Below are 12,888 nucleotides of genomic sequence, written 5' to 3'. Positions count from 1 at the left end.
GGTCAGAGATGACCCGACTGCTCGAAACGGCCGAGGAAGTCCCTGGTGCGCTGATGCTCGGGGTGGGAGAAGACGGCCTTCGTCGACCCCTGCTCGACGATCCGGCCCTGGTCCATGAAGACGACGCGGTCGCAGCTGTCGCGTGCGAACGCCATCTCGTGGGTGACCACGAGCATCGTCATCCCCGCGTCGACGAGCCCGCGCATGACGCCCAGGATGTCTCCGACGACCTCCGGGTCGAGTGCGGAGGTCGCCTCGTCGAACAGCATCACCTGAGGTCTCATCGCCAGCGCGCGGGCGATGGCGACGCGCTGCTGCTGCCCGCCGGAGAGCTTCGCCGGGTAGGAGCCGGCCTGATCGGCGAGGCCGACGGATTCGAGCATCGCCATCGCCTGCTCGCGGGCCTCGGCCTTGCCGATGCCGCGGTTGACCCGGGGCGCATAGGCCACGTTCTCGACCGCGGTCATGTGCGGGAAGAGGTTGAAGTGCTGGAACACCATCCCGCATTCCAGGCGCAACGTGCGCAGGCGGGCCTCGCGGGCGCCGTGCCGCTGCCGCTGCGCGTAGTCGATGGAGTCCGCTCCCACGCGCACCCGGCCCTCCTCCGGCAGCTCGAGCCCGTTGACGCATCGCAGCAGAGTGGTCTTGCCGGATCCGCTGGGACCGATGACGGCGACGGCCTCGCCCTCGGCGACCGAGAGGTCGACGCCGTCGAGCACCAGCTTCTTGCCGAACGACTTGCGGATGCCGGTGAGCTGCACCACGGGCTGCGTGTCTGTCATGAGACTCCGATCGACGGGAGGACTCGGCGATAGGCGGCCAGGATCTCGTCGGCCTGCTCCTCCACCGTCCGGGGGGTGATCTCGGTGACGTCCACGCCGAAGAGCTCCTGCATCGTCGCCGCGGAGTCGTCTCGGAGCCGGATCGAGCCGTCGGCCGAGATGCTCTCGATGCCGCCGTGGCGGAGGCCGGCCTCGTTGGCCGTGCGCGCCCATCCGTCGTCGACGCCCGGCGGGAGGGCGATCGTCGCCGCGCCCCGGCGCAGCTCCACCGGATAGCCCCCGGTCCTGCCGGCGGGGCCCGCGGCATGCGTGCGCAGCACCTCGTCCCGTGCGAGCGCCGCCACCATGGCCACGCCGGACGAGGCCACCCGGGCGTCCAGATCCGCCGCGTGGATGGTGCGCGAGGTCTGGGCGAGAATCCCTTCGACATCGAGCGACTCGGTGACGTCGTCGCCGTCGCGGGTGACGACGGCGCGGTAGTCCATCCCCTGGGAGGAGTAGGTGCGCTGGAAGGACTCGGCCACGGCGTGCGGAGCCACCATCGAGACCGAGATCGACGACACCGGGGCGCTCAGCTCGCGGGCGGCGCCGATCCGCAGCTGGGCCGCGATGTTGTCGACGTTCCCGCAGCCCGCCAAGGCCGGATGGCCCATGCCGGCCAGGAGCGGGTTGATGAAGTCGGGGAACGGGACATCGATGACGTCGGTGTCGATCCCCGAGGCGTGCACGGCCTGGAGCAGACGGATGGACAGGAGCGCGTTCACCGGCAGCCAGGTGCCGAACCCCGCCGTGCGGAGCCGTGCGAAGACATCCGGCCGGATGCGCGCCGCCATCGACTTGATCGGCAGCAGGGTGGCGCAGTGCAAGATCGCGACCGGCCTCACCTCCTCCAGCACCCGAGCGGTGGCCGCGACGTCGCGCAGGTCGAGTGCGCGGAACTCCACGCCGGCGTCATAGCCCTCCAACGCGGCCCCCGCCGCGGCGCGCAACGCCACGGCGGACCCGCGTCCGCCGTCCGCGTCGACGCACACCAGCCGTGTGATCCCCGGGGTGCGGGCGAGGAACTCGGCGGCGTAGGCGCCGACCCCTCCGACGCCGCAGAGCAGGACGGCGCTCATGCGAGGAAGCCCTGGGGCTCGATCTGCGGAGGCAGGAAGCTCCGCGCCGAGAGGCCGGCGAGCACGTGCGGGGCGAGCACCGGCACGCCGAGCGCCTCGCGCATCTCGGCGACCTCGCGGCCCGTGCCGCCGATGAGTCCCTGTCCGTACCCCCAGAGCAGACCGATGTGCGGCTCGCCCGCCGCGGCCTTCTCGGCGGCGACGTCCCAGCCCTCGCCGAGCTCGTAGAAGGCGACCGACGCCGATTCCATCCACGGCTGACGCGACCAGGTGGCGAGCTGCTGCGCGCGCTGGCGATCGCTGTAGCAGAAGACGGCGATGCGGGTGTTGCGGCGGGTGCGCACGAACGACTCGACGGCGGCCGCGACGGCCAGCTCGGGGATGATCACGGGCACGGGGCTCACGAGCACGTGGCCCGGCAGCTCCTCGGCGATGCACACGATGATCGCGTCGACCGATTCCGCGACCAGCTCGTCGATGCAGCGCTGCACGAGGTCGAGGAAGCGACTGCGGTCGATCCAGACGTCGCGCCAGCCGTCGCCGAGGCTCGTGCGCGCCCCCGGTGCGTCGGAGCGCACGTTCGCGTGCACGGCGGGGTGGCCGTCGCGGGGCTCGATCGCCCGGAGCCCGACGTCGTCCAGCCCGTCGAGCGCATGGCGGCTGACGACCTCGACACCGGGAAGACCGATCCCGGCCAGCAGGCGAGCGTGGAACGACTCGTACTCGGGGCGTGGTCCGCCGCCGGTGGTGATGATGCCGAGGCGGGCGGGTGCGGTGCGTCGCATGGGGGTGGTGCTCCTTCGGTGGTGCGGGTTCGTCAGCGGGGTCGATGGGGGTCAGAGCACGTCGACGGGCGTCGCGACGACGGCGGCCGCGTCGCGTTCGCGACGGTTCCGTCGCCGTTCGCCCGGGTCAAGCGCGCGCTCCGCGAGATGCTGCAGGAGGATGATGATCGAGCTCAGGAGCGCATAGACCACTGCGACCGGTAGCAGCACCTCGATGGCCTTGTAGGTGATCGAGATGGCCTGGTTGGCTGCGGCCGTGAGCTCGAACACCGTGATGGTCGAGGCGATCGAGGTGCCCTTGAGGATCTTGATCGCGTCGGAGGCGTACGCCGGCATGGCGATGCGGAGCGCTTGCGGTCCGACCAGCTGGATCCAGGCTCGGGCCCGCGGGATCCCGAGGGCCCGAGCCGCGTCGAACTGCCCGGGCGGCACCCCGAGGATGCCGCTCTTGAAGATCTCCATCATGTAGGCCGCCCCCTGCACCGAGAGTCCGGCCACGGCGGCGGTGAAGCCGTCGAGGCGTACTCCGAGCTGCGGCAGCCCGTAGTAGGCGAGGAAGAGGATGATCAGCGCGGGGATGCAGCGCATCGCCCAGCTGAAGGCGTTCAACGCCGAGCGGACGACGACGCCACCTGACCAGCTGAGCGCGCTCAGGAGCGCGCCCAGCACGGAGGCGATGACGATCGTCGTCACGCTCAGCTGAACGGTGACGACCACGCCCTGCCAGAAGTCGGGGAGAAAACGGAGGATGATGCCGAGGTCCACGGTTTCCCTTCGTTCTGATCAGCGGCGGGGGAGCGTCAGTGCGAGCTGTCGCCCTCGACGGGCGCGGTCGCCACTCCGAACCACTTCTCCTGCAGGGCGTCCAGAGAGCCGTCGGCGCGCATCTCGGCGATCTTCTCGTTGAACGCGGTGCGGAGCTCCTCGTCGTTCTTCAGGATGATCGCGTTGTTGAACTCGGCGACCGCCGGTGTGATGACCGCGAGCTCGGAGTCGTCGGTGGCGAAGTAGCCGGCCACGCCCGCACTGTTGGGGATGGCGTCGATCCGGTCGTTCTTCAGGTCGATGATGGCCTGTGCGAATCCGGGGTACTCGGTCGCGTCGACGGTGATGCCGAGGTAGGCCGCGAGGTTGTCGGACTCCACGCCGCCGGCGGTCTTGCCCCACCGGGCGCCGTCGAGCGACTCGAGCGTCTGGTGCGCGGTGTCGTCGGCGCGCACCAGGGCGGTCAGGCCGTCGGTGCTGGTGACGTCGGTGAGCATGAAGTCGGTCGAGTTCATCCGCTCCTCGGTCGCGGTGGTGCCGGTGCAGACGCCGTCGAAGCGGCCCGCGGTGACGCCGGCGATCGTGGCCTGGAAGTCGACCGACTCGAACTCGACGTCGTAGCCGAGGCTCTCGGCGATGGTCGTGCAGAGCTCGACGTCGTAGCCGTCCATCACGCCGTCGTCATCGAGGTAGGAGTACGGCGCCGCCGCACCCGTGGCCGAGAAGACCAGCGTGCCCTTGCTCTCGGTTCCATCGGTCGACGCGGTGTCGTCGGGGGAGGCGCTGCAGCCGGCCAGGGCGACGCCGCAGGCGGCGGTCAGGGCGAGAGCGGCGATCAGTGTTCGAGTGGATTTCATGATGCGATGTCTCCTGCTGAGGGAAGAATTACATTTCGAATGGTGCTGGAGTAACCACTGTAGTGGTGGCTATTTGATTTGTCGCCCGAGGTAGGGACGCCCTGGACGGCCCGGGATCGTGTGGATCCGCACGATCCCGGGCGTCCGGCGCGATCTCCTCCCCGTCGCCCGAGGAGCTCGTCACATGTGCGAAACAAGGAATTGACCGACACGTAACATCGCCGTGCCGCGGATCAGGCCACCCCGGCGAGCGTCCGGTCGGGCATGCCGGGCGCGAGCAGACCCCGTGCCACGCTCGTCGTGACCCCGTGCGCGGTGATGAGCGGCACCCCCACGGCGGCCGAGATCTCGTCGAGCAGCCTCGGGTCATCGGCCGGGGCGATGCCCATGCCGTAGCCGAAGAGCACCACGAGATCGAGGCCGGCGCCTTGCGACAGCAGCTCCTGCGCCATCCCGGCGCCCGAGGACGACCATCCCGCGGCCACGAAGTCGACCCGCTGCGCCCATGACGCGCGGCTCCAGGTCACCAGGTCCTGGGCGATGTGCGGCACGCTCGGCACGATGAGTCCGATCCGTGCGCTCTCGCGGGTCTCCATGAAGGCGCCGACCTGGGCGAGGAGAAGGCGGAACGGCAGCACGAGCGGCGCCTTCGAGGTGAAGGACCCGTCGGGGTACTCCTCTGCGCAGCAGAAGATCACCAGCTCGACCCCGCGGTCGTTGAGGGAGTCGAGGGCTCGCTGCACCCGCTGGATCATGAAGGCGCGGTCGACGAAGACCTCGCGGTGGCCTTCGCCCATCCGATCGCCGGTGCTTCCCGGGGATTGGATGTGGCAGCCGATCCACCAGTCCCCGTCCTTCGCCGCCGCGGCGTCGATCTGCTCCTCGGTGAGGCCGTCGAGCGCGTGCTCGATGTCGACGACCGCACCCGTCAGCCCGAGAAGACGCAGCAGATTCGTATGGTAGGCCACGTACTCGTCGCGGGGGCCCTGGCCGGTGGTGATGATTCCCACCCTCACGGGGCGGGGGTCAAGGGGTTCGGTCATGGTGAGCCTTTCGGTGAGCACGTGCCGCGCGGACAGCGCGGCACGGTCGGGACGTCCCGACCGTGCTCACTATAGTGTTCACTCTTTTTTACCCGCCGCCGGGCTTCGTCGCTCCGCTCAGATCGCGGAGGCCACCTGGAACGGGTTGACCCCGGCGCCGGGCGAACGCAGCAGCTGGGAGAGCACCCGCTCGCTGGTGCCGAAGGCCTCCTGCCGGCAGAGCTCCACCGCCCGGTCGACGTCGTTCGACGCGATCGCGTCGATCAGCTCGTCGTGCGTGGGCCGCATGCCGTGCGAGGAGAAGGTGGAGAGGCCGAGGTGGAAGATCCTCGTCGAGTCGGCCATCACCCGCTCGAGTGCCTCGATGATCCGGCGGCGGCCGGTGAGGGCCGCGATCGCCACGTGGAAGTCCTGGTTGCGTGCGATCAGCTCGAGCGGAGACGCCTCGGAATCGCCGGTGAGGGCCGAGAGCTCGCGGAGACGCTCGAGGCCTTCGGGCGTCGCCCGCTCGCAGGCCAGGCGGATGGCCCCGCTCTCGATCACGAAGCGCAGATCGCAGATGTCGGCGATGTCGGCGACGCTGAGCGGCGCCACGGTGTAGCCGCGGCCCGATGCGACCTCCACCAGGCCGTCCTGGCACAACCGTCCGAGAGCGTCGCGCACCGGTGTGGGGCTGAGGTCGAACTCCTTCGCGAGCAGCGACTCGGTCAGCCGCGTCCCGGGGGTCAGATCGAGCGTGAGGATCCGTTCCCGCAGATTGTCGTAGACGAGATTCCATCTCGCCGAGCCTGTCTTGGTCACCCGACCATCCTCCCCGTCGTCGACCGCGGTCGGTCGCGCGTGTGCTGCTGCGACAAATCTACTCGACGACAGGAGCGGGTCCGCTGTACCGCGTCACACACTGCGTTATGCACTACAGTGAGCGCTATTCAATTCAGCACACAACCCGACGAGGCAGCACACGATGACCCTTGCGACTTCCGGCGCCGTGAACATCATGGTCACCCCTTTCGAGGCTGACGGTGCCCTCGACACCGTCAGCCTCGAGCGCACCGCGACCTGGGCGGTCGAGGCGGGGGTGTCGGGCGTCATCCCTCTCGGGATCATGGGCGAGGCGAGCAAGCTCACCGATGCAGAGCGTGACAAGGTGGTCGATCGCGTCGTCGCCGCCGCGTCCGGTCGCGCCTCGGTCATCCCGGGATGCACCGGAGACTCGGTGATCCTCGCTCTCGCACGCATCCGTCGCGCCGCCGGGCTCGGTGCAGACGCGGCCATGGTGGCCCCACCGCGTGCCGCGCAGACCCCCATGATGCAGCTCGAGTACTACACCGCCGTCGCCGACCAGAGCCCGGTGCCGCTCGTGCTGCAGGACGAGCCGGTCACCACGGGCGTGGTCATGCAGGCCGCCACGCTCGCCGCGCTCTCGCGCCACGAGAACGTTCTGAGCATCAAGGTCGAGCAGGTGCCGAGTCCCAAGAAGGTCTCCGACATCCTCGCCGAGGAGCCGGGCGCGCTGTGCTTCGGCGGACTGGGCGGGCTCTACCTCTTCGAGGAGCTCGAGCGGGGGGCGGTGGGCGTGATGACCGGATTCGCCTATCCCGACGTGCTCGCGCAGGTCGTCGCGCTCCATCGCGCCGGCGATCGGGACGCGGCGCGCGAGCGCTTTTACCACTGGCTGCCGATCATCCGCTACGAGGCTCAGCTCGGCGTCGGCGGCGTCAGCATCCGCAAGCAGATCCTCGCCGAGCGCGGGATCATCGCCCACTCCACCGTCCGGGCGCCCGCTCCCGCGGCCGATCCTCTGGTGATCGACGAAATCCGCGACATGATCCGCCTGCTGGAGGCCTCCGCATGACCGGACGGCGCACCGCACTGGTCCTCGGGGCATCGGCCGGCCTCGGCCTGGCCTCCGCTCTCTCCCTGGCCGCACGCGGCTTCCGGGTGAGAATCGTCTCGAGCTCGCAGGAGCGGGCCGCGCAGGCCTCGGCGCTCCTCCCCGGCGAAGGTCACGCGGTGCACCGCGTCGACCTCACCTCCCCCACGGACGTCTCGGTCTTCTGCGGCGAGCTCCGAGCCGGGACGCCGGTCGACGCCGTGGTGCTGAACTCCGGCGGTCCCCGGCCGGCACTCGCGGCGCAGCTCGGCCGGAGCGAGCTCCTCGACAGTCTCGAGTCGCTTCTGCTCTCGCCGGTCTCGGTGGTCGAAGCCGTGCTCCCGGGAATGCTCGACGACGGCTGGGGCCGTATCGTCGCCATCGGATCCAGCGGCGTCGAGCAGCCGATCGCAGGCCTTGCCACCTCGAACATCGGGAGATCGGCGCTCTCCGCCTATCTCAAGACCCTCGCCGCCGAGGTGGCCGCCGACGGTATCACCGTCAACAGCGTGCTTCCCGGCCGGATCGACACCGATCGGGTGCGGCAGCTCGACGCAGGACGTGCCGAACGCACCGGAACGACGGCCGAACGGATCCGCACCGCTTCGCTGCGCGACATCCCGCTCGGCCGCTACGGCGAGCCGGAGGAGTTCGGGGCCGCGGTGGGCTTCCTCTGCAGCGACGAGGCCTCCTACGTCACAGGCAGCAGACTCCGCGTCGACGGAGGGATGATCGTTGGCCTCTGACACGAGACGGGTGGTCGTCACCGTCGCCGCGCTCGTGCTGATCGCGTGGGGTGGCTTCGTCGCCCTCGTGCTGCCGGTCGACCTCCCCGCCGGCACGAGCACCTTCGGCGTCGGTCTGGCCCTCACCGCTTTCGCGCTGGGGGCCAGACACGCCTTCGACGCCGACCACGTCGCGGCGATCGACAACACCACCCGCACGCTCCTGGCCGAGAAGCGTCCGGCCGGCACCGCCGGGCTGTGGTTCGCCCTCGGCCATTCGACGATCGTCGTGGGCGCCGTGACCGTGCTGGTGGTCGGCGTCGGCCTGCTGGCACCGCAGCTGCAGTCGGACTTCTCGCCACTCGCCATGTTCGCCGGCATCTGGGGGCCTCTGGTCTCGAGCGCCTTCCTCATCGCCGTCGCCGGCCTGAACATCCGCAGCCTCGTGCGCTCGCGCTCGCAGCCGGAGGGCGAGCAAAGCGCCGGGGGACCGGTGAGCCGCGCGCTGATCCGCCGGGGCATCCGGCTCGACCGCCCGTGGAAGATGTACGTCGTGGGGCTTCTGTTCGGGCTCGGCTTCGACACGGCGTCGACGATCGCCTTGATCGTGCTGGCCGGCGGTGCCGTCGTCGCCCTGCCCTGGTATGCCGCGCTGGTGTTCCCCCTGCTGTTCACGGCGGGGATGGCGCTCTGCGACGGGCTCAACGGCATCGGGATGAGCCGCATCTACGCGTGGGGAATCGAGGATCGGTCGCGCCGTCGGTTCGACACCGCCCTGCTGTCGATGTCGGTGCTGTCGGCCCTTCTCGTCGCGGCGGTGGGGCTGGCCTCCGTGGCCGTGGAACAGGTGCCGGGCATAGAACCCGTGCTGGCGCCCCTCGCCTCCCTCGATCTCGGCGTCTTCGGCTTCGTCATCGCGGGATCCGCCGCCGCCATATACCTCGCCGGTCTCCTCAGCAGACGGTCTCGCCGGATCGGCTCTCGTACGGAGACCGCGCGATGACCATCGCCCGAGAGGAGTCCTGATGCACTTCACCCCGTCCGAGACCGAGAAGCTCCTGCTCGCCGTGGCCGGGATGGTCGCCCGCGAGCGGCGCTCCCGGGGCATCCTGCTCAATCAGCCCGAGACGATCGCCCTGTTGTCGACCTGGGTGATCGAGCAGGCGCGCGCGGGAGTCGCGGTCGACCGGCTGATGGTGACGGGGCGCGAGGTGTTGGGGCGCAGCGACGTCATGGAGGGCGTCGCCGAGATGATCCACGACGTGCAGATCGAGGCCACCTTTCCCGATGGCCGCAAGCTCGTCACCATCCACGACCCGATCGCCTGAGCCGGAGCGCACGATGAGCACACTCGATCACGACGGCCCCGGCGCCCTGCGGGTGACGCCGGGCGCCATCGAGCTCAACGCCGACCGCACCGCCGCCGAGCGCATGACGCTGGTCATCGTCAACACCGGCGACCGCCCCATCCAGATCGGCTCGCACCTTCATCTGCCCGATGCGAACGCTGCCCTCGAGTTCGATCGCAGCGCCGCCCACGGGTTCCGCCTCGACATCCCCTCCGGAACGTCGCAGCGCTTCGAGCCAGGGGTCTCGCGCCGGCTCGACTGCGTGACTCTCCGCGGACACCGGCGGGTGCCCGGGCTCCGGCTCGGAAAGATGCGGGGAGGGGACCTCGATGGTTGAGATCGATCGACGGACGTACGCCTCGCTCTACGGCCCGACGACGGGGGACCAGGTGAGGCTCGCCGATACGGACCTCTGGATCGAGATCGAGCAGGACCGCACCGTCGGCGGAGACGAGATGGTCTTCGGCGGGGGCAAGTCGATCCGCGAGTCGATGGGGCAGAGTGCGCTGAGCCGAGCCGGCGGAGCGCTCGACACCGTCATCACGAACGCGATCGTGCTCGACTGGTGGGGCATCGTCAAAGCCGATGTCGGCATCCGTGACGGGCGGATCGTCGCGCTCGGTCGTTCCGGAAACCGGGATATCGCCGACGGCGTGCACGAGAGCCTGCAGATCGGGCCGTCCACCGACGTCATCTCGGGGGAGGGGCGCATCCTTACCGCAGGCGCGATGGACTCGCACGTTCATCTGCTCTCGCCATCGCAGATCCACGAGGCGCTCGCCACCGGGATCACCACGATCGTCGGCGGCGGGACGGGGCCATCCGAGGGATCGAAAGCCACGACGGTCACTCCCGGCGCCTGGCACCTGCAATCGATGCACCGATCCCTCGACCGGCTGCCGATAAACATCCTCCTGCTCGGAAAGGGCAACACCGTGTCGGCCGAGGGCCTGCGCGAACAGGCGCTCGCCGGAGCCGCCGGCTACAAAGTGCACGAGGACTGGGGAGCGAGCCCCGCGGCGATCGACGCGTCGCTTCGCGCAGCCGACGAGTTCGGTCTGCAGGTGGCGCTGCACTCCGACTCCCTCAACGAGGCGGGCTACGTCGAGTCGACGATCGCGGCGATCGGTGGGCGGAGCATCCACGCGTTCCACGTCGAGGGTGCCGGCGGTGGCCACGCGCCCGACATCCTCACCATCGCCGCACTGCCCCACATCATCCCGGGCTCGACGAACCCCACCCTGCCCCACACCGTCAACACCGTCGCCGAGCACCTCGACATGCTGATGGTGTGCCACCACCTCAATCCGTCGAATCCGGAGGATCTGGCGTTCGCGGAGTCGCGCATCCGGGGCACGACCATCGCGGCCGAGGACATCCTGCACGACCTCGGTGCTCTCTCGATCACCTCCTCCGACGCTCAGGCGATGGGTCGGATCGGCGAGGTGATCACGCGAACCTGGCAGGTGGCCCATGTGATGAAGGCCCGTCGGGGATCGCTCGGCGAGACATCGCCCGCCGACAATGAGAGGGCCCGCCGCTACGTGGCGAAGTACACCATCAATCCCGCTGTCGCTCATGGGATCGACCACGAGGTCGGCTCGATCGAACCCGGCAAGCTCGCCGACCTGGTGCTCTGGGAGCCCAAGTTCTTCGGGGTCCGCCCCGCGGTCGTCATCAAGGGCGGCATGATCGCGTGGGCGGCGCTCGGAGACGCCAACGCCTCGATCCCCACCCCGCAGCCGGTGATGATGCGTCCGGCCTTCGGCGACGTGATCGGTGCCGATCTCTCGGTCTCCTTCGTGTCGCCGGCCGCGATCGACGACGGGATCCGCGATCGGTTTGGACTCGAGCGCCGCGTGGAGGCCGTGCGACCCACACGCGACGTCGGCAAAGAGCAGATGCGGAACAACTCCGCACTGCCGGCGATCGACATCCGGCCCGACACCTTCGAGATCTCGATCGACGGTGAGGTCGTGGTGCCGGCGCCCGCCGCCCGGCTTCCCCTCGCCCAGCTCTACACGATGTTCTGAGCCCCGATGCCCCGCACCCCGGTCGATACGCACCCGCTCACGCTCGCACTGCTGCTCGCAGACGCCCGGCTCCCGGCGGGTGGACACGCGTACTCCGCGGGACTCGAACCCGCGCTGCACGCCGGTCTCGGCATCCGCGAGGTGCCGGCTCTGATCACGACCCGGCTGCTGACAGTCGGGCTCGTGGACGCGGGGACGGCGATCGCGGCGGCGGCTGTCGCTCACGCGGGCGGTGGCGCGGGACCCGGACCGGCCGGAGCGTCCGGCACCGGCGACAGGATCCGGAGTGTCGACGCGCAGTGGTGTGCGCGCACTCCCAGCCCGTCGAGCCGAGCGATCTCGAGATCGCTCGGTCGCGGTCTGCTGCGGCTGGCGGGATCTCTCTTCCCCGATCATGCCGCCATCGCCGCCTGCAGGGCGCGCACCTCCGACGAGAGACCCCTCTGCCGCCCGGTGGTGCTGGGGGTCGTGGCCACCATAGCGGGGCTGAGCTTCGCCGACACGGCGCGCCTGGTGTTCTACGACGAAGCGCAGGCGATGGCCGCGGCGATGCTGAAACTGGAGCCGGCCGACCCGGCGCGCTCGGCGCGCTGGGTGCTCGATGCCTGTGCCGCGGCGGAGAGCCGCATCGGCGAGCTCGACGTCTGCACCGATCCCGCGCTGATCCCGGCGCCCGCTACGCCCCAGATGGACGAGTGGTCCGAGACCCACTCCCGAACGAGAGAGAGGCTGTTCAATGGTTGAAGACGACGTCCCACCGCGTGCGCGCGCACTACGTCTGGGGGTGGCGGGTCCGGTCGGCACCGGGAAGAGCTCGATCATCGCGCTGATCTGCCGCGAGCTTTCCGCGCAGATGCGCTTGGGCGTGATCACGAACGACATCTACACCGACGAAGACGCCCGCTTTCTGAGGTCGGCCGGAGTGCTCGACCCCGAGCGCATCCGCGCTGTCGAGACGGGAGCGTGCCCTCACACCGCGATCCGCGACGACATCACCGTGAACCTCCTGGCAGTCGAAGACCTCGAGCGCGATTTCGCCCCCTTGGACGTCGTGCTGGTGGAATCGGGTGGAGACAATCTCACCGCCACATTCTCGCCCGCCCTCATCGATGCCCAGATCTTCGTGCTCGACGTGGCGGGGGGCGGCGACGTGGCGCGCAAGGGCGGACCAGGAATCGGCCGCGCCGATCTTCTGGTCGTGAACAAGACCGACCTGGCAGCTTACGTCGGCGTCGACGTCGAGCAGATGGTGCACGACGCCGAAGCCGCTCGCGGCGGCTCCGAGGTGCTCGCGCTGTCCCGCCATGACCAGGATTCCGTCGACCGCCTCTCCGGCTGGGTGCGGCGGATGCGTCGCGCTCATGCGCGGGGAGAGCACATCCCCATCGATCCGGGGCCGATGGCTCCCCACTTCCACGCCTCCGGAGACGGCCATGAGCACGGCCATGAGCACGGCCATGAGCATGAGCATGAGCATGAGCATGAGCACTTCCATGTCCCCGGAGCCGAGCACATCGGTTCTTCGGTTCCGCACGTTCCACCGCGGGCGGGCTGACCG

The 12,888-nt window shown here is 69.8% G+C and carries 15 protein-coding genes; 8 read left to right on the top strand and 7 right to left on the bottom strand.

Annotated features, from left to right (window positions below; genetic code table 11):
* Positions 1 to 2: 2 nt before the first annotated feature.
* The 7 genes from GVL03_RS08660 to GVL03_RS08630 all read right to left on the bottom strand — a co-directional run bounded on the left by GVL03_RS08660 (position 3) and on the right by GVL03_RS08630 (position 6,151).
* The gene (locus tag GVL03_RS08660) at positions 3 to 782 is read right to left on the bottom strand and encodes an amino acid ABC transporter ATP-binding protein (RefSeq protein WP_306770322.1); all 780 of its coding nucleotides are present in this window, start codon (positions 780 to 782) and stop codon (positions 3 to 5) included.
* Positions 779 to 1,900, bottom strand: a complete 1,122-nt coding sequence (locus tag GVL03_RS08655; protein WP_159500593.1) for a hypothetical protein — start codon at positions 1,898 to 1,900, stop codon at positions 779 to 781. The genes GVL03_RS08660 and GVL03_RS08655 overlap by 4 nt, the downstream gene beginning before the upstream one ends.
* The gene (locus tag GVL03_RS08650; RefSeq protein ID WP_159500592.1) at positions 1,897 to 2,685 is read right to left on the bottom strand and encodes an AroM family protein; all 789 of its coding nucleotides are present in this window, start codon (positions 2,683 to 2,685) and stop codon (positions 1,897 to 1,899) included. Before GVL03_RS08650 ends, GVL03_RS08655 begins: the two co-directional genes overlap by 4 nt.
* A 51-nt stretch (positions 2,686 to 2,736) precedes the next feature.
* Positions 2,737 to 3,450, bottom strand: a complete 714-nt coding sequence (locus GVL03_RS08645) for an amino acid ABC transporter permease (protein WP_159500591.1) — start codon at positions 3,448 to 3,450, stop codon at positions 2,737 to 2,739.
* Between the two features lie 35 nt (positions 3,451 to 3,485).
* A complete protein-coding gene (locus GVL03_RS08640; protein WP_159500590.1) occupies positions 3,486 to 4,307 on the bottom strand; it encodes an ABC transporter substrate-binding protein in 822 nt (273 codons plus the stop codon).
* Between the two features lie 233 nt (positions 4,308 to 4,540).
* Complete coding sequence (locus tag GVL03_RS08635; RefSeq protein ID WP_159500589.1) at positions 4,541 to 5,350, bottom strand: AroM family protein; 810 nt, start codon at positions 5,348 to 5,350, stop codon at positions 4,541 to 4,543.
* A gap of 117 nt (positions 5,351 to 5,467) precedes the next feature.
* Positions 5,468 to 6,151 (bottom strand): GntR family transcriptional regulator, encoded by a 684-nt coding sequence (locus GVL03_RS08630; RefSeq protein ID WP_159500588.1) that lies wholly within the window; start codon positions 6,149 to 6,151, stop codon positions 5,468 to 5,470.
* Positions 6,152 to 6,314: 163 nt separating this feature from the next.
* Between GVL03_RS08630 and GVL03_RS08625 the strand changes: the two genes are divergently transcribed.
* From GVL03_RS08625 to ureG, 8 genes are read left to right on the top strand one after another with little or no spacing between them, the layout of a single operon-like run.
* Positions 6,315 to 7,205 (top strand): dihydrodipicolinate synthase family protein, encoded by an 891-nt coding sequence (locus GVL03_RS08625; RefSeq protein WP_159500587.1) that lies wholly within the window; start codon positions 6,315 to 6,317, stop codon positions 7,203 to 7,205.
* Positions 7,202 to 7,969 carry an SDR family oxidoreductase gene (locus tag GVL03_RS08620; protein ID WP_159500586.1) on the top strand — a complete coding sequence of 256 codons (768 nt, stop codon included), beginning with the start codon at positions 7,202 to 7,204 and terminating at the stop codon, positions 7,967 to 7,969. Before GVL03_RS08625 ends, GVL03_RS08620 begins: the two co-directional genes overlap by 4 nt.
* Positions 7,959 to 8,951 (top strand): HoxN/HupN/NixA family nickel/cobalt transporter, encoded by a 993-nt coding sequence (locus tag GVL03_RS08615; RefSeq protein WP_159500585.1) that lies wholly within the window; start codon positions 7,959 to 7,961, stop codon positions 8,949 to 8,951. Before GVL03_RS08620 ends, GVL03_RS08615 begins: the two co-directional genes overlap by 11 nt.
* A 22-nt stretch (positions 8,952 to 8,973) precedes the next feature.
* The gene (locus tag GVL03_RS08610; RefSeq protein ID WP_159500584.1) at positions 8,974 to 9,276 is read left to right on the top strand and encodes an urease subunit gamma; all 303 of its coding nucleotides are present in this window, start codon (positions 8,974 to 8,976) and stop codon (positions 9,274 to 9,276) included.
* A 13-nt stretch (positions 9,277 to 9,289) separates the two neighbouring features.
* Complete coding sequence (gene ureB, locus GVL03_RS08605) at positions 9,290 to 9,634, top strand: urease subunit beta (protein ID WP_159500583.1); 345 nt, start codon at positions 9,290 to 9,292, stop codon at positions 9,632 to 9,634.
* Positions 9,627 to 11,330 carry an urease subunit alpha gene (locus tag GVL03_RS08600; protein ID WP_159500582.1) on the top strand — a complete coding sequence of 568 codons (1,704 nt, stop codon included), beginning with the start codon at positions 9,627 to 9,629 and terminating at the stop codon, positions 11,328 to 11,330. The genes ureB and GVL03_RS08600 overlap by 8 nt, the downstream gene beginning before the upstream one ends.
* 6 nt (positions 11,331 to 11,336) lie before the next feature.
* Positions 11,337 to 12,074: an urease accessory protein UreF gene (locus tag GVL03_RS08595; RefSeq protein ID WP_159500581.1), complete on the top strand. Its 738-nt coding sequence runs from the start codon at positions 11,337 to 11,339 to the stop codon at positions 12,072 to 12,074.
* The gene (gene ureG / locus GVL03_RS08590; protein ID WP_159500580.1) at positions 12,067 to 12,885 is read left to right on the top strand and encodes an urease accessory protein UreG; all 819 of its coding nucleotides are present in this window, start codon (positions 12,067 to 12,069) and stop codon (positions 12,883 to 12,885) included. The genes GVL03_RS08595 and ureG overlap by 8 nt, the downstream gene beginning before the upstream one ends.
* Positions 12,886 to 12,888: the final 3 nt, after the last annotated feature.

This window comes from Microbacterium sp. 18062, assembly GCF_902706225.1.
Taxonomy (GTDB): domain Bacteria; phylum Actinomycetota; class Actinomycetes; order Actinomycetales; family Microbacteriaceae; genus Microbacterium.
Note: the sequence above shows the minus strand (reverse complement) of the source record. Positions and strands in the feature narration are given on the sequence as shown.

Excerpts from the sequence above, each read along its gene's own strand:
- GVL03_RS08660 (WP_306770322.1), bottom strand. The coding sequence starts at position 782 with ATGACAGACACGCAGCCCGTGGTGCAGCTCACCGGCATCCGCAAGTCG.
- GVL03_RS08655 (WP_159500593.1), bottom strand. The coding sequence starts at position 1,900 with ATGAGCGCCGTCCTGCTCTGCGGCGTCGGAGGGGTCGGCGCCTACGCC.
- GVL03_RS08650 (WP_159500592.1), bottom strand. The coding sequence starts at position 2,685 with ATGCGACGCACCGCACCCGCCCGCCTCGGCATCATCACCACCGGCGGC.
- GVL03_RS08640 (WP_159500590.1), bottom strand. The coding sequence starts at position 4,307 with ATGAAATCCACTCGAACACTGATCGCCGCTCTCGCCCTGACCGCCGCC.
- GVL03_RS08635 (WP_159500589.1), bottom strand. The coding sequence starts at position 5,350 with ATGACCGAACCCCTTGACCCCCGCCCCGTGAGGGTGGGAATCATCACC.
- GVL03_RS08625 (WP_159500587.1), top strand. The coding sequence starts at position 6,315 with ATGACCCTTGCGACTTCCGGCGCCGTGAACATCATGGTCACCCCTTTC.
- GVL03_RS08620 (WP_159500586.1), top strand. The coding sequence starts at position 7,202 with ATGACCGGACGGCGCACCGCACTGGTCCTCGGGGCATCGGCCGGCCTC.
- GVL03_RS08610 (WP_159500584.1), top strand. The coding sequence starts at position 8,974 with ATGCACTTCACCCCGTCCGAGACCGAGAAGCTCCTGCTCGCCGTGGCC.
- ureB (WP_159500583.1), top strand. The coding sequence starts at position 9,290 with ATGAGCACACTCGATCACGACGGCCCCGGCGCCCTGCGGGTGACGCCG.
- GVL03_RS08600 (WP_159500582.1), top strand. The coding sequence starts at position 9,627 with ATGGTTGAGATCGATCGACGGACGTACGCCTCGCTCTACGGCCCGACG.
- GVL03_RS08595 (WP_159500581.1), top strand. The coding sequence starts at position 11,337 with ATGCCCCGCACCCCGGTCGATACGCACCCGCTCACGCTCGCACTGCTG.
- ureG (WP_159500580.1), top strand. The coding sequence starts at position 12,067 with ATGGTTGAAGACGACGTCCCACCGCGTGCGCGCGCACTACGTCTGGGG.